17 protein-coding genes and 1 pseudogene are annotated in these 19,691 nt (G+C 36.5%); 9 read left to right on the forward strand and 9 right to left on the reverse strand.

What is annotated here, in order from left to right; translation table 11 throughout:
• On the reverse strand, positions 1-780 hold a 780-nt coding region (locus tag RT445_RS07355; RefSeq protein ID WP_313470288.1), incomplete at its 3' end, for an ABC transporter ATP-binding protein.
• Between the two features lie 138 nt (positions 781-918).
• Here RT445_RS07355 and RT445_RS07360 point away from each other — a divergent pair.
• From RT445_RS07360 to RT445_RS07385, 6 genes are all read left to right on the forward strand, one after another.
• Positions 919-1,830: a LysR family transcriptional regulator gene (locus RT445_RS07360; protein WP_313470290.1), complete on the forward strand. Its 912-nt coding sequence runs from the start codon at positions 919-921 to the stop codon at positions 1,828-1,830.
• Positions 1,831-1,895: 65 nt separating this feature from the next.
• Positions 1,896-2,354 carry a PTS sugar transporter subunit IIA gene (locus RT445_RS07365; protein WP_274796297.1) on the forward strand — a complete coding sequence of 153 codons (459 nt, stop codon included), beginning with the start codon at positions 1,896-1,898 and terminating at the stop codon, positions 2,352-2,354.
• Complete coding sequence (locus RT445_RS07370; protein ID WP_274796296.1) at positions 2,351-2,614, forward strand: PTS sugar transporter subunit IIB; 264 nt, start codon at positions 2,351-2,353, stop codon at positions 2,612-2,614. The genes RT445_RS07365 and RT445_RS07370 overlap by 4 nt, the downstream gene beginning before the upstream one ends.
• Positions 2,615-2,649: 35 nt before the next feature.
• Positions 2,650-3,918: a PTS ascorbate transporter subunit IIC gene (locus tag RT445_RS07375; protein WP_274796295.1), complete on the forward strand. Its 1,269-nt coding sequence runs from the start codon at positions 2,650-2,652 to the stop codon at positions 3,916-3,918.
• Positions 3,919-4,301: 383 nt separating this feature from the next.
• The gene (locus tag RT445_RS07380) at positions 4,302-5,288 is read left to right on the forward strand and encodes a BMP family lipoprotein (RefSeq protein WP_312505708.1); all 987 of its coding nucleotides are present in this window, start codon (positions 4,302-4,304) and stop codon (positions 5,286-5,288) included.
• Entirely contained in the window at positions 5,285-6,946 is a 1,662-nt protein-coding gene (locus tag RT445_RS07385) for a methyl-accepting chemotaxis protein (RefSeq protein WP_313470293.1), read from the forward strand. Before RT445_RS07380 ends, RT445_RS07385 begins: the two co-directional genes overlap by 4 nt.
• 57 nt (positions 6,947-7,003) lie before the next feature.
• On the opposite strand, the gene RT445_RS07390 is transcribed toward RT445_RS07385, so the two are convergent.
• Positions 7,004-7,762 (reverse strand): SDR family NAD(P)-dependent oxidoreductase, encoded by a 759-nt coding sequence (locus tag RT445_RS07390; protein ID WP_274796290.1) that lies wholly within the window; start codon positions 7,760-7,762, stop codon positions 7,004-7,006.
• 155 nt (positions 7,763-7,917) lie between these two features.
• On the opposite strand from RT445_RS07390, the gene RT445_RS07395 reads away from it, so the two are divergent.
• The 3 genes from RT445_RS07395 to RT445_RS07405 all read left to right on the forward strand — a co-directional run bounded on the left by RT445_RS07395 (position 7,918) and on the right by RT445_RS07405 (position 11,168).
• The gene (locus tag RT445_RS07395; protein WP_313470296.1) at positions 7,918-9,117 is read left to right on the forward strand and encodes an AraC family transcriptional regulator; all 1,200 of its coding nucleotides are present in this window, start codon (positions 7,918-7,920) and stop codon (positions 9,115-9,117) included.
• Between the two features lie 132 nt (positions 9,118-9,249).
• The gene (locus RT445_RS07400) at positions 9,250-10,248 is read left to right on the forward strand and encodes a permease (RefSeq protein ID WP_313470298.1); all 999 of its coding nucleotides are present in this window, start codon (positions 9,250-9,252) and stop codon (positions 10,246-10,248) included.
• Between the two features lie 11 nt (positions 10,249-10,259).
• Complete coding sequence (locus RT445_RS07405; protein ID WP_274796287.1) at positions 10,260-11,168, forward strand: TIGR03943 family putative permease subunit; 909 nt, start codon at positions 10,260-10,262, stop codon at positions 11,166-11,168.
• Between the two features lie 272 nt (positions 11,169-11,440).
• Here RT445_RS07405 and RT445_RS07410 read toward each other — a convergent pair whose 3' ends face one another.
• The 7 genes and pseudogenes from RT445_RS07410 to RT445_RS07440 all read right to left on the reverse strand — a co-directional run bounded on the left by RT445_RS07410 (position 11,441) and on the right by RT445_RS07440 (position 19,640).
• Positions 11,441-12,544 (reverse strand): CamS family sex pheromone protein, encoded by a 1,104-nt coding sequence (locus RT445_RS07410; protein WP_274796286.1) that lies wholly within the window; start codon positions 12,542-12,544, stop codon positions 11,441-11,443.
• Between the two features lie 950 nt (positions 12,545-13,494).
• Positions 13,495-14,409, reverse strand: coding sequence for a D-alanyl-D-alanine carboxypeptidase family protein (locus RT445_RS07415; protein ID WP_312505717.1), 915 nt, complete (start codon positions 14,407-14,409; stop codon positions 13,495-13,497).
• 87 nt (positions 14,410-14,496) lie between these two features.
• A complete protein-coding gene (locus RT445_RS07420) occupies positions 14,497-15,591 on the reverse strand; it encodes a sensor histidine kinase (RefSeq protein WP_313470332.1) in 1,095 nt (364 codons plus the stop codon).
• A 22-nt stretch (positions 15,592-15,613) separates the two neighbouring features.
• Positions 15,614-16,300 carry a VanR-ABDEGLN family response regulator transcription factor gene (gene vanR / locus RT445_RS07425; RefSeq protein WP_274796284.1) on the reverse strand — a complete coding sequence of 229 codons (687 nt, stop codon included), beginning with the start codon at positions 16,298-16,300 and terminating at the stop codon, positions 15,614-15,616.
• Positions 16,301-16,457: 157 nt separating this feature from the next.
• A complete protein-coding gene (locus tag RT445_RS07430) occupies positions 16,458-17,036 on the reverse strand; it encodes a pyridoxamine 5'-phosphate oxidase family protein (RefSeq protein WP_274796283.1) in 579 nt (192 codons plus the stop codon).
• A gap of 155 nt (positions 17,037-17,191) precedes the next feature.
• Positions 17,192-17,992, reverse strand: coding sequence for a DUF817 domain-containing protein (locus RT445_RS07435; protein ID WP_313470303.1), 801 nt, complete (start codon positions 17,990-17,992; stop codon positions 17,192-17,194).
• Positions 17,993-18,213: 221 nt separating this feature from the next.
• Positions 18,214-19,640 (reverse strand): annotated as a pseudogene (locus RT445_RS07440) (amino acid permease).
• Positions 19,641-19,691: the final 51 nt, after the last annotated feature.

Here is a 19,691-nt window from a genome sequence, read left to right on the forward strand (position 1 = left end):
ACGTTGGATACTCGAAACGCCTTCAGGACGTACAATGGAATGTCCATTTTGTAGCCAATTCACTTTGCCAATAAAATCTGCTACGTACGCTGTTGCTGGTGCCCGATAAATTTCCTCTGGTGAGCCGATTTGAGCAATCCTCCCTGCCTCCATGACAATAATTTGATCAGACATGGTCATGGCCTCTGTTTGATCGTGTGTGACAAAAATAGCCTGGCAATCAAGCTCATGAATAAGATGCATGATTTCGTCTTGCATTTGCTCTCTGAGGACAGCATCAAGAGCTGACAATGGCTCATCAAATAAAATCAATTTAGGATTGGTTGCTAAAGCCCTCGCTAATGCTACCCGTTGCTGTTGGCCGCCCGATAATTCACCAGGCTTCCGTAGCTCATAGCCTTGCATTTTAACCATTTGTATGACATGTTCCACTCGAGCCGGAATGTCTGACTTAGGAACAATCCCCTTTAAGCCAAAGGCAATATTTTGATAGATGGTCATATGTGGCCACAGTGCAAAATCCTGAAAAACCATGGCAATATTGCGTTTATTCGGTTTGACATTTTTGCGAGATTCCGAAGAATAAATTACGGTGTCATCAAATCGAATTTCCCCTTTCGTTGGTTGTTCAAGGCCTGCAAGCAATTTTAGTAAGGTTGTTTTACCACAGCCTGATTGTCCAAGAATGGTAATAAATTGTTGATCTAACTCCACATCGATAGGCCATAATGCTTGGGATTGCCCATATTTTTTCTCGATATTGGTTAATGAGATTTTCATACATATCCTCCTCGTTATGTACAACTATAAATTCCAGATATTTAGAAAATATTAATCTACTATTAATAACTCGTTAAAATAAATCTAATAAACTAAAGTAAATGCAAGATTTTTTCTAATTTGCTTTAGGAGGATAAAATGAATAATAGTAAACTAAAGGCATTTTGCTTACTCGTAGAATTAAAAAAATTAGCCCCTGTTGCCAAAGAACTTGGCATTACAGCCCCTACAGTGTCCTTTCATATCCGCTCTATTGAAGAGGAATACGGCATTCGCTTGTTTCGAACAAATGCAGGAGGATATCGTTTAACAGAGGCTGGCGAGGGTGTTTATCATTATGCCCGTCAAATCGTTCAACTCCAAAAGGATATGAATCGTTTTGTCGAAACCCTTTTGGCAGGACATATTGGCTCATTGCGACTTGGGGCAAGTGGATTGCCTGCGCATATTTTCATGCCTGATTTAATCCATCAAGTTTCAACAGCTTATCCAGAGATTCGCATTTCATTGGAAGTAAAAACAGCACCTGAAATTGAAGAAAAAGTTGCACTGCAAGAGTTAGATTACGGACTTATTATGGAAACTAAACAGGAAAATCCTTTACTTCATTACGAGACTATTGGTGAAGATGCACTCGTTTTGGCATGCAGTCCTACACACGAGCTAGCAACAAAAAAGAACATCACAAAAGAAGATGTTCTTAAAAACAAACTATTATTGCACACGTCCTCTAGCTCCACGAATCACTTTATTGAAAAATGGATGAATCCTTTTCAGCCCTCTATGTATACGATTGAATTGGATTCTGTAAGCACGATTAAAAAGATGCTGACCTTTGAAAAAAATGTTGCTTTTTTATCTGTTGCTTTAATAGAGGAAGAATTAAAATCCGGATTACTAGTAAAAAAGGATTTACATGATGTGACACTTAAGAGAAAAATTCAATTTATTTATCCTAAAACGCGCTTAGATCACACGATTGATAAATTTGTCAAACAGTCGATTGATGAAGTTGCACAACAATTAAAAAAGTCTTCCGTCATGACATAATTCCACAGGTAGCCGTAATAACATGAAATGGGGACATTTTATTCTTTTAGAAAGGAGGGTTGTCCTTGCTAACCAAGCTGTTGACAAAGGATTGTATACAGCTTGCAAATTTTGTCCATTCGTGGCAGGAAGCCATTCATTTAGCTGCAAGCCCATTATTACAGTACAACAAGATTGAACAACGTTACATCGAAGCTATGATTCAATCCATTGAGCAATATGGTCCCTACGTCGTTATCACTCCGAAAGTGGCCATTCCACATGCGCGACCAACTGATGGCGTTTATGAACAAGGAATGAGTTTGCTATGCTTAGAAAAGCCTGTATTTTTCAGTCCCAATCAGCCTGTTTACTTAATTTTTGTGTTAGCGGCCATCGATAATATGTCACATTTACAAGCCTTGGCAGATTTGATAGTAGTATTACAAAATCCTGACCAGATTGACGACCTTATTGCCTGTCAGCATCAAGACACGCTATGGGAGAAAATCAAACAATATACAACAAAGGAGTCAACAGAATGAAAATTTTAGTTGTATGTGGGAGCGGCTTAGGCAGTAGTTTTATTTTAGAGTTAAATGTCAAAAAAGCATTAGAGGCATTAGGGAAAGAAGCTGAGGTATCACATACGGATTTAGCATCCGCAAAGGCGGAGACAGCAGATATTTATTTAGGCGCCGCCGACATTGTAAATGAACTAGCAAAAGACAAAGGAATCATTGTGAGCATCGTTAATATGATGAGCATTGCGGAAATTAAAGAAAAGCTAGAACCATTTCTTTAGGCACTTAAAAAATTGGATAGGATGAGGTGTTGAATATGTTAGATGTTATCATGTATGACATTTTAGGAACACCAGCTATATTAGTCGGCCTATTCGCATTGATTGGTTTACTGATTCAAAAGAAATCAAGTTCTACAGTTCTTTCAGGTACTTTAAAAACCATAATGGGCTTTGTCATCCTTGGTGCAGGAGCAACTGTCCTAATTGGCTCTTTAGATCATTTTAGTAAAATGTTCGACCATGCCTTTCAAGTACAGGGGGTCATTCCTAACAATGAAGCCATTGTGGCAGCTGCTCAGACTAATTTTGGTACAGCTACTGCACTGATTATGGTATTCGGAATGATTATGAACCTATTATTAGCGCGATTTACGCCATTAAAATATATCTTTTTAACTGGGCATCATACATTATTTATGGCTTGTTTAATCGCTGCTTCATTGTCTGTAGGTGGGATGAGTGGTATACCACTTATTATTGTCGGATCTATTATCCTCGGTCTTTGTATGGTCGTGTTCCCTGCTATTTTACAACCAACAGTCCGACAAATCACTGGTAGTGACGATTTTGCCGTCGGTCATTTTGGCAGTGTTGGCTATTATGTTTCTGCCAAAATCGGCAAGTTAGTTGGTAATAAAGCGAGAACAACAGAGGACATACAAGTACCAAAATCACTTGGCTTTTTACGTGATACTTCTGTCGCTATTTCTTTAACAATGGCTATATTCTTTGTCATTGTTGCCCTTTTCGCAGGACCTTCTTATATCGAGGCACAATTGTCTAATGGGTCTAACTTTATTATTTTCGCGATTATGCAAGCGATTACATTTGCTGCAGGCGTCTATATTATTTTAGCAGGCGTTCGGATGTTAATTGCAGAAATTATTCCAGCCTTTAAAGGAATTGCTGATAAACTCGTACCAAATACAAAGCCAGCACTAGATTGCCCAACCATCTTCCCCTTTGCACCGAATGCCGTCATCATTGGTTTCATCTTTAGTTTTTTAGCAGGGGTGGTTTCTATGTTTATCCTCCCCTTCATCGGACTAAAGGTTATTGTTCCAGGGCTTGTTCCGCATTTCTTCACAGGTGCTGCAGCAGGCGTCTTTGGTAATGCCACAGGCGGCAGAATTGGTGCCATGGCAGGAGCTTTTGCTAACGGTTTATTAATTAGTTTTATCCCAGCTATCCTTCTTATCTTTATGGGAGACATTGGCTATGAAGGAACAACCTTTGGCGATTCAGACTTCGGTGTTATCGGTATTATTATTATTAATTTATTAAAATTATTTGGAGCGGTTTAAAGCTGATGTAATTAGCTTTCATATTGTTAAAAAAGAACGATTGACGTGGAGTTGATTTCGGTTATGCCAGCGTTCTTTTCTAGTGGCATCGCGCGGCTCATTGCATGCCACCAGGAATTCATCACCAAGCAATTCTGGCACGGAAAGTCTATCAATTTTCACAAAAATTATATTATGAATGCCTAGCGCTATTAGCGGTAGGCTTTTTGCTGCGGAAACTTTAATAAAACGATTACTTTATTTATAATCCTCCTTTATATGTGTCACTTAGTATGGATATATAGCAGAAAACTAATATTTATTTTTTCTCGATGTCTGACATCAGACTAAAAAACTTCACATTTTGCCGATATATACTCTATAAACAACAGGAGGTACAAAATTTGAAAAAATTAATGGTTATTTTTCTTTTGATTGCTCTGTTAGCAGCAGGTTGCTCGACAGCTCAGACAGAATCATCAACTGAGGAATATAAAATAGGTATTTTACTTTCAGATGCAGGACTTGGTGATGAGTCATTTAATGATTCTGCTTTTAAGGGGCTAGAAAAGGCCCGAGATGAGCTTGGCATTTTATTTGATTATAAAGAGGCACCTGATGGTAATTACGAGGAAAAGCTGAACGAGCTTGTTGCTGAAAAATACGATATCATCATCGGCCTAGGTTTTTCAGTACAAGAAGCGCTAGAAAAGACAGCAAAACAATTTCCAGAGCAGCAATTTATACTGATTGATGGACAATCCGAGGTCGACAACATAATTTCCATTACCTTTAAAGAACAGGAAGGTAGCTTTTTAGTTGGTATGGTGGCAGCTATGACAAGCAAAACAGGAAAAATAGGCTTTATTGGTGGGGCAGATGCTCCTGTTATCCATCACTTTGAGAATGGATTTATTGAGGGAGCTCGTTACGTAAAACCTACTATTGAAATTTTGAGTAAATATGCTGGTACTTTTGATGATACTCAGGCAGGCGCAGCAATAGCTGATCAATATATTAAAAATAACGTTGATTTTATTTACCATGCCGCTGGTTTTACTGGCTTTGGGGCAATTAAAAAGGCCGAAGAAAAAGGCATTTATGCAGCCGGTGTTGATATTGATCAATTTTTTGTTGCTGAAAAAACGGTGGTTACATCCATGCTAAAAAATGTTGACCTTGCCGTCTATCAACTTGCGAAGACATTAGTAGAAGACGGAAAAATAACGGAAAAATCGTTTGCCTTAGGTCTCGCCGATCAAGGCGTGGGACTAGCCGATATTCGCGTTATTCAACTGACAACCGAGCAACAAGCTGCCATTGAAAAAGCAAGAGAAGCCATTGTTGCAGGTACGATAAAAGTAACTGCAGAAAAGAGGGATGGCCAGTGACATTACGTAAAAAATTATTTATGAATACACTGATCCCAATCGTACTGGCAATGGCTATGATTGGTTTCATTATCATGCAAACATTTACGATTCAAACAACAGCACAGGATGACACTGAACTTTTACTTGTAGTAAAGGAACTTGAACAAAGTCTGGTGGTTGCCAGCCAATCATTAAATAATTACACCTATTTAGAAAGTGAAGCCAATAAAAACGAAGCACTTGCTATATTACAAGAAACAAAAAGTAATGTAGACGAATTAGCCGCTCTCTCAAAAATACCAGAGCATCAAGCAATCATCGAGAAAATAGCTAGTAAATTTAAAGATCTGGAACAAGCTACAGAAAGCGGCTTTCAAGAAAACAACCGTTCTGAAATTAAAAAGCAGTCCATCAGAATCAAAGGTATTTTAAATGATATGTATTTGCTGAAAAAAGAAACGAACGAATGGTATCAGGAGATGATACAAGTCACAAAGCAAAAAATAGGATTCATTACAACTTCGACAATCATAGGTAGTGTGTTATTAATTATCGCAACAATTATTTACTCCTATTTGGCTGCGAAAAGAATTACCAAACCGATTAATCAAATTGTAGAATGTGCACAGGCCGCAGCTACAGGGGATCTAACGATTGATACCGCTACCCTTTCCTATCAACCAAACAGTCGAAACGAAATCGATCGATTAACAGAAAGCTTTTCACAGATGATGAATAATCTAAAAGGTACAGTTCAATCGATTGATCATATCGGACAGGATGTTAATTTATTTACACAAGATGTTACGAGCCATATGAAAAATATTCATGAAAGCAGTAACCAAATCGCTACATCTACTGATGAATTAGCAAAAGGAAGCTACACAATGTCAGAGGACATCCAATCTGTTGCGATTCTGATGAATGGTATGGCTGATCAATTCAAAGGTGTCATGCTAACAAGCGAGCAATCAGCTACAACAGGTAAACAGGCATTGGAAGCCGTTCATAATGGGCAGTACTCATTAGAAAAGCAAGCTACTATTGTGAAGGATATTTCAACCACATCACTTGATATTAAAGAGGCTGTTACGCAGTTTTCCCAATTTACCTCAGAAATTGAAGGAGCAGCTAATGCTGTCCACACGATTGCAAGCCAAACGAATTTACTTGCCTTAAATGCCGCTATCGAGGCTGCACGCGCGGGAGAAGCGGGTAAAGGGTTTGCCATTGTCGCAGATGAAGTTAAAAAGCTCTCAACAGAAACAGAGCATGCAACGACTTTAATATCTTCAATGGTAACGCAAATTCAAGATGGCATTACCCATATACTAACTACCGCTGAACGTGGCTATCAGCTTTCAAATGAGCAAGCACAATCTATGGAAGAAACAGAAAAATCTTTCGCAGTGATTGCGACCCAAATTGCAAATATCCATCATGATTTACAACATCTTATAAAAGAAATGGGTCATACGAATGACATGAGCCAACAAGTAAATCGTACTATTGAAAATATTTCAGCCATTACTGAAGAAACAGCGGCTGGTACAGAAGAAATATCTGCATCGACACAGGAACAGCTACTAGCCTTCGAAAAAATTAATACAAAAATAATCGACCTTCAAGAAATGACAGATACATTGATGAATGAGCTAAAAAAATTTACATTATAGCCATTAGAGGCAATACCTAAAGAAATCCAGTGAAGACTTTCACTGGATTTCTGAATGTTATAAAGTTAAGCCACCGTCTACTAGCACGATTGAGCCTGTCATATAGCTTGCTTTATCTGATGCTAGGAACACAACCATTTCAGCAAGTTCCTCTGGTTTCGCATAGCGTCCCATTCTCATATTCGGAAGTTCCTCAGGAATATAGCCACCTGTTTCAAACATATTTGTTACGCTGTTTGTTAACGCTGTCTCTACTCCACCTGGACAAATACCATTGATACGGATGCCTTTTTTTACATATTCTAAGGAAGCTGACTTTGTTAAACCTACTACTGCATGCTTACTTGCAGAATAGACAGCCATACTATGCTCACTACGAACGCCAGCTGTTGAAGCCGTATTAATAATAGAGCCGCTACCTTGTCCTTCCATTACTTTTAAAACATGTTTTAAGCCAAGGAATACACCCTTCACATTGATTGCCATAATACGATCATATTCTGAATCATCGATCTCTGTTAATGGAGAAATTTTTTGAATAACTCCAGCATTATTGAAAAATACATCGATACGTCCATAAGTATCTACTGCCGCATTGACATATTTCTGAACATCTTCACTTTTTGAAACATCAGCCTGAACGAAAATGCCTTCTCCGCCTTGCTCTTTAATTAAGTTTAATGTTTCTTCCCCTGTTTCCTTGTTGAAATCAACAACTACCACTTTTGCACCATTGCTAGCAAGTTTCAAACTGCTGGCTCTTCCAATACCACTTCCTCCACCTGTTACAACTGCAATTTTATTCAAAAGATCCATCTTCTATTCCTCCCTAACATCTTGAATTCAGTATCTATTTTATTGCTACTTCTCCTTAATTTATTGTATTATTCTACACAAAATAGTACTTTCTCATTGTCTATACAATAAAAATTGTAATTGCTTTCATTACTATTATAAACGGGGGGAGAAACGTGAAAATATCGACAATTGATCTTCAATACATAAGTCAACTCATCTATGAAACCCATCACCTTCCTGTTTCTTATATCAATGCATTAGGAGAAGTTATTTTTGACTATTCATCAGCTGACTATCAAAATAATCCTTCCTATCATTCTTTAAAGGAACAGTTAACAGCATATCCATATCATAGAGCTTCAAATGATTATCCAATTTTTTTCTCTCATGCTGAATTTAATTTTTTCTATATCAACCTAAAAATCGATGAACAATATTTAGGAGCCATTGTCGTTGGCCCTTCCCTTTCACCAGAAATGGAAGACACTGAAAACCCATCTACTTATCATGATCACGAGATGATTCCTCATCTTCATTATCAGCAATGTTTAGCTATTAGTTTATTTGTTTATTTTTCAATCTATCAAAAGAAATTAACTAAAATGGCTGTTATTCAACACAACCAAGCATTAAAGCCCCTAATTCGTCATGAGGAAAATACTGCGATAGAACTTTCACATGCTAGAAGAAATGCTATTGTTCATACAAATCTTTACTACGAAAAAATACTGTTAGACTATGTGAAAAATGGACGTATGGAAAATCTAAATGAAGTTTTAAACTATTCCATTATGGAGCAAGCAGAACTAGGAGTACTTTCCAAACGTAATAATTTAAGAAGTGTACAGTACTTGATGATTACAGGAGTTGCCCTTATATGTCGTGCAGCGATTGAAGGTGGTTTAAATGAAGAAACAGCCTTTACATTAAATGATTTCTACATACAAAAGCTTGAGGATCAAAATAGCTTAATCGACATTCTTTCATTAATGGAGGAAGCTATTTACGATTTTACGCGTCGTGTGTCAAAGACAAATAAACAGAAATATTCAGCACCCATTACAACTTGCATCCACACGATCGAAAATCAACTATATGGTGAAATCACACTTGATCAACTTTCAGCCATTTGCCACTTAAGCCCAAATTATCTTTCTTCTTTATTTAAAAAAGAAGTAGGAATTTCCTTAAGCGAATATATTCAGCAACAAAAAATTGAGGGGGCGAAAAAACTATTAACCTTTACAAACTATCCAATCCTTGATATCGGCTCATTACTGAACTTCACAGACCAAAGTTATTTTATTAAAGTTTTTAAAAAATTTACGGATATCACCCCTAAGCAATATAGAAATGAGTATTCTCGTAAATGATGTAAAAAAAGAGAAAGTGAAGCACTGTAGCCACCTACTTTTACTTTCTCTTTCCTGATTTGAAGTAATACCTGTATCTCCTAAAACATACCTTACATTAAAACGTAATCATTACACTTTAAGGAGGTATATGTGGAACGTCTCCCTATTACTAGATATGTATTGAATTTTTGGTTCCTCTTTATTCTATTCGTAAGTCTGCTACCACTAATCTTATTCAACTTCTCAGCACTCAAAGATCTAAGTTCTTCTTTACTCAGTCTACACACTATATTTTTAAGTATTTTAATTGAAGCATTACCGTTTGTCTTAATTGGGATACTGATTGCCGGTTTTATTCAAATTTTCATTAAAGAGGAACATATCCAAAGATGGATTCCTCGCAATACGTTGATGGCTGTTGTCATGAGTTGTTTTGTAGGAGCCTTATTTCCTGCCTGCGAATGTGGGATTGTTCCTATTGTTAGAAGATTGATTGCCAAAGGCGTACCAATACATGCTGCTATAGGATTTATGTTAACTGGTCCACTCATTAATCCCATTGTTATTCTCTCCACCTACATGGCATTTGGAAATAATTTAAAAATAGCTGGCCTTCGGATGCTAGTTGGCTTTGTCATTGCTATTATTATCGCATTACTCAGTAGCTTGTTTTTTCAAGGTTCACAATTTAAGAGCTCTGTACAACCCATTTCATTGACAACAACTAATCAACAACCATCCTTTGTCACAAAGCTAATAAATATGTTCAAACATGCCATTGATGAATTTTTTGATATGGGCAAATACTTAATTATCGGAGCATTTTTAGCTGCCTTTGTACAAACATATGTATCTACCAAAACACTCGTAGAAATTGGAGAAGGTGTCCCCTCTTCTATTTTAGTTATGATGGGCTTGGCCTTCATTTTATCACTTTGCTCGGAAGCCGATGCCTTTATTGGTGCATCCTTTAGTGCTATTTTCTCCACTCCATCCATTCTGGCATTTCTCATTTTTGGCCCTATGATTGATTTAAAAAATACTATTATGTTGATGAGCGTATTTCGTATTAAATTTGTCTTATGGTTAATCGCCTTAGTGGCTACAGTTGTCTACATTAGTATATGGATTCTTTCAGCGTATCTCTAAGGGGGAAAGCCATGAAATTTCACTTTCAACAAGCGTTAAAAGCCTTGATGTTACTCGCCTTTTCAGCTATGATTGCCAGCCTGCATTGGACCGGGGAACTAACAAAATTCATAAACCCTAAATATGAAAGCCTCAGTAAAACAGCTGCCATTTTATTTTTTGTACTCTTTCTTGTTCAATTGACTAGAGTTATATCTTTTTCAAAGTCTCCCCATCACTGTGATCATGCTGGACAAGCTTGTTGCTCTCATCACCACCATGGTTACTCATGGATAGCCTATCTCATTATCATGACCCCCATACTGACAGGCTTCTTCGTACCAGCTAAAATTTTAGATGCTGCCATTGCTGATAAAAAAGGTGGTGCCTTTATTCTCACCCAACAAAGTCAATCATCTAAAATAGAGGATTACCTCACTTCAAATGAAACGATTGATGAAAATATTTACGATGAACATGAGGCTGATCCCCGACTGTTGGAGGAAAAACAGGAGATGACAAAAAAGCAATATGAGCGATTAAAGCAACAACTCTCACAAAAACCTATACTGAAAATGACTGATAAGGACTATACGATTTATTATGAAGAGATTAATCAAAATTTGGTCAACTATTTAGGGAAGAAAATACAGCTGAAGGGCTTTGTTTTAAAAGAAGAAAGCTTTACAGAAAAGCAACTCGTTATTTCAAGATTTCTTATTACCCATTGTGTAGCTGATGCAAGTATCGTAGGCTTCCTAACAGAATTTCCTGAGGCTCCCTCTCTCACAGAAGATACATGGATTGAAGTGGTTGGTACAATTAGTCAAACAACCTATGAGGGAACTAGCTTACCTGTTATCCATATTGAAGATTGGGTAACAATAGAACAACCCGAATCACCTTACCTTTATCCTATTAACATCCGAATGAGCTTCTAGCAATAAAAGGGCAAAGCGAATAATTTGCCCTTTTTCATCATTTAATCCCAGGAACAGCTAAATGCCTACCCATAAAAAAAGTGTCTTTTCATTTTTACAATAACCGGGAATAGTTATCAATTTGGCGTAACATCCATGCCATGTATCCATAAGATAGGTACTCTATTAACGAGCACCAAATTCATAAAAGAGCATAGCTGTAAATACAAGTTACGAAATTAACAATAGGTAGCTGAGCCTTTAGATTTTTTATGTTTGAAATGATTAACTACTCACAAAGGGGTTGCAAAAATTTGTTTTTCTATTGGGTCCCAAAGAACAATGCCCACATCCGCTCCCTGATCGATAACTCGAACTGTAATGGGAATGTAATCAAAATTTAGTTTAGTACTAATCAGCTGTAATAGCCCTACCAATTCTGTATCATTAATAAGAGGAACATTTACATCGATTTTAATATCAGTTAATTGGTCATCCTCATATCGAAGTTTCCCTATAATTTTCGGGTTTAAATGTTTAAATCCATCTTGTATTTCTTCTTTAAAATTTAATAATTTATTATACATATTTTGGTCTAAACTATATAACGCATCTGATGGGAATAAATAATACTTTTTATCAACTTCAGACCACTTTGTTATGGTATCTTCCCCTTGTGTCATAAATGTTTCAGCTAAAAATACGCCTGGAATAATATCATTGATATTAGATTCCTGATATAAAGTTAAATAAATGGGAACACGAGGTACTTTTTCATTTTTTCTAAGGTCTTTAATAATCTTTTCAGCTACTTCTTTCCCATACCTTTTCACATCATGAATATCATCATCATTTTCATCAACTTTCACTTGGCCAGTGTAAATTAAACCGTTGTCATCCGTTACTCGTATATCATAAAATTCATTAAGAGATATTGCGATCGACATACCTTCTATTTTGTTAGTTTTTTTATTTATAAAATTATGTTCTAAAACATGAGAGAGTATCAAAGGATACTTTTTTTCATCCTCTAAAACATTACCCGTCCTATTTTCAATGGCAGGGTTTAAACCTATACCTTCTTCTGTTTTTCTTTCTAACCATTGACTAATCATTTTTTCATCCAAATATTGACCTTCCTGCATGTAAAACTTTTCTGTTGGAAAATGCTTCACAGATAAATTCATTAATCCATTTTCTATCTCATTTATATTCAAGGCATTATTCATATTTTTGGTGATTAAGCCTCTAGCAATAGTGGACTTTGCAGGCTGTTGAAATTCATAAACTTCCTTTTTTTGTATAGATGAAGTATACATTTTCTCATTAGTAGGAACACCCTCAACATCACTACTACAAGAGGCTACTAACAATATTGGTGCAATTAAAAATAACATTCGCCTTTTCCTCATTACGATTACTCCTTGACGATTATGTAATAATTGTTTATTCCTATAACTTAACCATACCAAATTTTCCAAAATAAAACATTATAAATTAATAAATCTCACCATTCTATACAAGGTCAATCACAAAAGAAAGATCAATGCTCAAGAAAAATGAACATTGATCTTTAATAGAGTATCTGATTAATATAGGATGTCCCTCGTCATAGGGTCAATCACTTAGAGCAGTTGCCTTTCTTGTTTGAGCGAGTACTCCTCACCTTTCGAGCGGGGGTCATCCTTTTATGAGCAACCTCTCCTCAACTTGGAGCGGCTACTCACCTTCTTGGAGCGGTTTCCTTACCTTTATGAGCGGCTACCTTTACTTGGAGCGGTTTTCTTACCTTTTTTAGCGGCTACTCACCTTCTTGGAACGCTTTCCTTACCTTTATGAGCGGATACCCTTCACCTTGGAGCGGTTTTCTTCACTTTATGAGCGGGTACTCACCTTCTTGGAGCGCTTTCCTTCACTTTATGAGCGGTTAGCTTTCACCTTGGAGCGCTTTTCTTCACTTTATGAGCGGATACCCTTCACTTTGGAGCGCTTTTCTTCACTTTATGAGCGGATACCCTTCACTTTGGAGCGCTTTCCCTACCTTTATGAGCGGATACCCTTCACTTTGGAGCGCTTTCCTTACCTTTGTGAGCGATTACTCACCACTTTGGAGCGGGTTTTCTTCACTTTATGAGCGACTTCTCACCTTATTGGAGCGCTTTTCTTCACTTTATGAGCGGCTTCTCCTGAACTTTGAGCGGTTCTCTCTTTTATGAGCGGGCTACTCCCAAATTTGGAGCGGGGGCCATCCTTTTATGAGCGCCCTCTCCTCAACTTGGAGCGGGAGCCACACATTTTTGATCAAAAGCTCCATCACATTGAAGTATTTTCCTCACTTTTATCCAGCCTATAATTGACTATATACCGAAAGTGCATCGGTGATATTGTATTGCTCCGTTCGAGGATTTCCTTCTGCCCCTACTGTTACTAACACGTATTCTTGTCCATTTACAACGGCTAGACTTGCTAAACACAAACCAGCTTCATCTGTATAGCCTGTCTTACCACCTACAATTTCTCCTCCTGGCAATGCAGATGTAGTCATATGCTGAAACATGCGGCTTGTAAATGTAATGCCTTCGGGGTGAAGGTTTGTTTGCTTAATAGAATATCGTTCTGCTGTGTAAACATTGCGAAACTCATGATTGGTTAATGCATATTGTAAGAGTAAAGACATATCCTTTACTGTCGTATAATGTTTAGGATGATGCAATCCCGTTGTATTCATAAAATGTGTATTTTTCATTCCTAGCTGCTGTGCCTTATCGTTCATAAGTTTTACGAACTCCTTTTCTGATCCAGCAACATATTCAGCTAAACCAATGGATGCTTCTGCACCTGAGGGTAACATGGAACCATATAATAAATCCTCTAAAGTTACCTTCTCATTCGGGAGAAAACCCGCCACAGACGCATTTTCCTCGAATAAATCATTAAAGATATTTTTTTGTAACACGATTTCTTCTTGTAAATTTGAAATCTGTTCAATCGCGACTAAAACCGTCATCATTTTTGTCAAGGATGCAGGATAAATCATTTCCTCACTATTTTTTTCTAGTAGCACTTGATTTTCATCTAAATTCACTAATATTGCATTAGCACTGTATAAATCGATATTGAGCATATTACTACCCATTGTTTGCACTACGTTAGGTGATTCGACAATTTCCTGACGTAGTGACACGGGTGTTTCTTTTACTAGTAAATAACCAAGTAGCATGATGATAAGGAACAATATACTTAAAACACCTTTTCTCGTCATAAAAACAACTCCTTCTCTTATAGTTTTATTCAACCATAAAAAAAGGAGCTTTTTTTTAATTAACTATTAGTGAATTCTTAAGGTTTCTTAAGAATTCGTTGGAATCATCACAGTAAAAACTGTTTTCCCATTATTAGAAGTTGCCGTAATGGTCCCGCCATGGGCTTGGACAATTTCATTTGAAATGGCTAAACCAAGACCAGCTCCACCTGTTTGTGTAGACCTAGCATTATCTAAACGGTAAAACTTTTCAAATATCATGTTCAATTTTTCAGGAGGAATTGTCTTTCCTGTATTAGTAAACGAAATATACGTTTGATTGTTTTCGCTTTTTGCACTAATTTCAATTGTACTATTTGAATCACTATAGGCAATGGCATTTTTTAAAATATTATTAAATACCCTTGCTAATTTATGACCATCTGCATATATATTAATTTCTTCATCTATTTTGACAACCGCTTTTTGCCCTTTTGGTGCTAGCAATGGGTAAAATTCATCAGCTACTTGCATTAGCATATAATTTAGAGGAATAAGGTCTTTTTCTAAAACGATGGATTGTAAATTAAATCTTGTTATGTCAAAAAACTCGTTAATTAATTGTTCTAGTCTATTTGACTTTTCTAGCGTAATCGCAACATATTTCTCTTTTTGCTCAATAGGCATATCCCTTGCCTCATCTAAAAGGCTTAAGTAGCCAATAATGGATGTTAAGGGTGTTTTAATATCATGCGCTAAATAGACAACTAGATCATTTTTACGTTGTTCCGCTTCTTGAGCATCTCTCGCACGTTTTTCTAATTTATTTTTCACATCATTTAGTTTTTTCTCCAAGAAATCAAGCTCTTCGGGAAGTTGAATTTCCTTATCTGACTCATCGGCAAGCATTGTGATACTCGTACTAATTTGATGAAAATAACGAGTAAAGCGAGATAAGGCAATATAAAAAATGATTAATAATAATACAATAAAACCGATAGCAAGCCAAAGGGGTTTATTTTGTTGGAATAACACATTGTAGGCATTTTGTGCAGCAAAATAATCGAGCTGCAAGACTTTTTCACAAAAGTCAACAAAGGCATCTGCAAAAGGAGCTTGCAAGACTCCATCAATGAATGCAAAATTTATAAATAAACCTATGATGATCGCTAAGAGAAGGATAATAATAATTTGTACTACCATTTTTCTCTTCAGTCTGCCAAACTCATTTTTCAATGGTATACCCCACTCCCCATACGGTTTTAATAAATTTTGGGTTGTCCACAGAATCTTTCATTTTTTCTCGTAAATGCCGAATGTGAACCATTACAGTGTTATTGCTATTAAAGTACTTTTCTCCCCAAATTTCTTGAAATAATTGCTCTGAACTAATAACCTTCCCTCGATTTGCAGATAAGTACCATAAAATCGCGAATTCCGTAGGTGTGAGGGATAATGGTCTTTCATTTAAAAAGACTTGTCTTGTATTCTTGTTGATCATCAAACCTGCGAAATCAATGATATCCTCGTTTTGCTTTGAACCTTGGTTATACAATGTAAATCTCCGTATTTGTGCCTTTACACGAGCAACCATTTCCAATGGACGAAAAGGCTTTGTTATATAATCATCTGCCCCTAAAGAAAATCCATTTATTTTATCGATCTCTTCTTCCTTTGCCGTAAGCATAATCACTGGAAAATTAAATCTTTCTCGTATTTTTTGTAAAATAGTAAAGCCGTCGATATCTGGCATCATAATATCTAAAACAGCTAAATCCACATTTTCGCGCTCAATACATGCCAAAGCCTCTTGGGCATTATAATACTTAAACACATGGTAATTTTCATTTTTTAAATAAAGCTCAATTAAATCTGCAATTTCTTTTTCATCATCTACAACTAAAATATTCAATAAATGCCCCTCTCCTTCTACCACCCTGATGCTAATGGATTTTTCACAGGCATTATAGCATTTACTAGTAGTTATATCTATTAATAAGAAAATGTCTTGTGGACAAATAAAAAAGTAGATTTAGAAAAATATGTTTTCCCTAAATCTACTTTTAAATTTAATTGATTGCTAGAGGAGAGGATTTTCTGTTCAGGTCCTGTGTCACAACTCTCCCAGGATAATATTGCATTTGTTCATTAAGTTTATGTTCTTTTGCAGTTAGATTGTTTGGTCTCACTTTTAATACAAGCGTTTTGCTACCTAAAGATGATTGATACTTTTCTATATGTGATTTTGACAATGGGGCTTGGTAATAGTCTGGCACATATTTATCAAGCATTGCCTGCATAGCAACTGTTGCCTCATTGATATCTGTGACAATTTCGACCTCACCATTGGCGATGACACTCATATAAGCTGTATCCGTCTTAGCTGGAATGGGATCTACCATTGTTCCATAGCTTTCACATATGGTAATACAAGCATTCGGATTGGTCGTCAGTATGGCTACTTTTCTTCCTTCATTGGCACCATGGAAATAGAAACTACCATCTTTGAAGATATAATTTAACGGAATAACATATGGGATATGTTGATCCACTAAACCTAGAAAAGCGGTTTGTGCGTGCTCTAAAAATTGTTTTATGTGATGTTCATCTATACAAGCTCTGTTCTTCATTCGAATGTCTTTGTCCATCCTTATGTCCCCCTTATATCTTATAAAAGGAGTCTACAGTAGGTGTTATCACTAAAAAAGAGACAGTTTAATGAAAAGGAATGGGTACAACTAAAAACCATAGAAATTTCTTCTATTTAATTGTGCTCTTTTAGAAGTCTTTAGTTAAAAATTTCTCAAGCCTTTCTTTTTGTCTTTTTTTCATCCTCACCTGCATCGCGATAAAATAATTTAAGCTGTGCAACAATCATAATGCTAATGACTACCAGCAGAAACCAAGAGCTGATTTTACCAAAATGAACGATCTTCCACGATACTTCTTGGTTAGGATAGGACCATGCCCCAAAGAAAGTGGCGATATTTTCTGCAATCCAAATGAAAAAACCAATCAAAAAGAATGACCCAACGATAGGCATTTTATAGATAGAGTCTCGTACTGTAAATTTGACAGCTGTTCGATAAAACACTATAAAAAGTAAAGCCATTAATACCCACCTAAAATCATATATAAAATGATGGGTAAAAAAATTTAAGTAGATCATGGCACCAAGAGGAATGGCTACATAACTTTTGGGCCATCTGACGATTTTCAAATCAAAGCGACGCCATGCCTGGCAAATGTAACTGGCTACACTGGCATACATGAAACCACTGTATAATGGCACACCTGCTATTTTTGTCCATGCTTCTTCAGGATAGGACCACGAATTAAAATTCACTTTATAGAGCTCTAGCACAAGGCCAATAATATGAAACAGACAGATTACTTTTATTTCATCCTTTGTTTCTAAGCCAGATTTATACATTAAATATTGGGTCACAAGACAGATGATCAGAATGAAGTCGTATCTTGCTACGCCAGGAATTTGAATAGCTTTAGAAAGTGCAAGTGTCATAAATATGACAACAGGAAAAATACAAGATAATGCTTGATGATAAGTAAAGACTCCTAGATCTTTAAAAAGCTTCTTTAACATGCACCCACCTCAATGAACTTGGTCAGAATTTAATTTCTTCTTGTATGAAGAATAAACGATTAATTATTCTATTTCAATATTTTTTTATCGAAAAACGATAATTTTTTTCTTTTTATTTTGCAACTATTCTTTGCAAATTACGTCTTTCTTGTTCCTGATTAGCAAGGAAATGGGTTTAACAAATAAAAAAGAGTAGCCGCAACATGCAGCCACTCTTGTCATTAAAGATACATTTTTTGATCTAATTTTAGTTGTACTTCTTGTTGGTTTATTTGTAAGTTCACAACTTTCTTCACTTTTAAATAATAGACGATATAACAGCCAACAAAGAATGCTCCTCCACAATAAAGAGCTAATCGTTGAGCAGGATCAAAAGCCAAGCTTGCCATAACTATACAGTTTGCCAACAAACCTAAAATAGGAATTACTGGGTATAATGGTGCTTTGAATTTTAAATCTTCTACTTTTCCTCCCTGACGGATATAGGATCTTCTAAAAGCAATTTGCGAAGCAGTAATAGCAATCCAACCAATTTGTGCACCTAACCCTGCTAGGGAGAGTAGCCAAACAAATACTGTTTTTGCGGCGAATACACTTGAAAGTAGTGATAAACCAGCCACAGCAAGTGTAATCAATAAGGCATTCATTGGAATCCCTCTTTTATTAACCTTCCCTAATAAAGGGCTTGCCATCTTTTCAACAGAAAGAGAGAAAAGCATACGCGTTGCTGCATAGAGACCAGAGTTCGCAACAGATAATAAGGCTGTCAAAATAACAAAGTTCATAATATCTGCTGCATAAGGAATACCTATACTATCCAGTACAACAACAAATGGACTTTCAACAACACCAGCTTTATCCATAGGAATCATTCCAGCAAGCACAACGACTGATAAAACAAAGAAGAATAGCGTGCGCCAAACTGTTTGTTTAATCGATTTAGGGATTGTCTTTTCAGGATTTTCACTTTCCCCAGCCGCAATACCAATTAACTCCGTCCTTGGAATGAGAAATTCACTGTAATCATTGTAATTAACAGTGCTGTTACACCATTTGGAAAAAGTCCACCCTCATAAAAATGAGAAAGGAATGGGGCATTTGATCCATCTTTCATATCGATTAGACCAAACATTGCCGCTCCGCCAACCCCAAGGAACATTAGGATGGCCAATATTTTAATACTTGAGAAGACAAATTCTGCTTCACCAAATGCTTTTGCTGATAATCCATTTAATACAAAGAGCAGGGCAGCAAATAGTAGACACCACATCCATACTGGTGATTCAGGAAACCACCTTTGCATAAGTTGTCCAGCACCTAAAAATTCAAGAGCCACAGTTACTGCCCAGCCTAACCAATACAACCATCCAACAGCAAAACCAGTTGCAGGGCCAATAAACTTCGTCGTATATGTTTGGAATGAACCGGATACTGGCATCGCAACAGACAATTCACCCAAACATAGCATAGTTAAATACATAACTGCTCCACCTACTAAGTAGGCTAAAATGGCACCTAATGGTCCAGCTTGGTTAATTGTGTAGCCTGATCCAAGAAAGAAACCAGTTCCAATACATCCTCCAAGTGAGATCATAAATAAATGTCTTGCTTTCATACTTCTTTTTAATTCATATTGTTCTGATGCCATAAGAAGCTCCTTACACTAATTATCTTGTAAGCACTTTCTTTTTTTCGTGCA

Origin of the sequence: Lysinibacillus sp. (assembly GCF_032093475.1) — a bacterium.
Classification (GTDB): Bacteria; Bacillota; Bacilli; order Bacillales_A; family Planococcaceae; genus Lysinibacillus; species Lysinibacillus irui.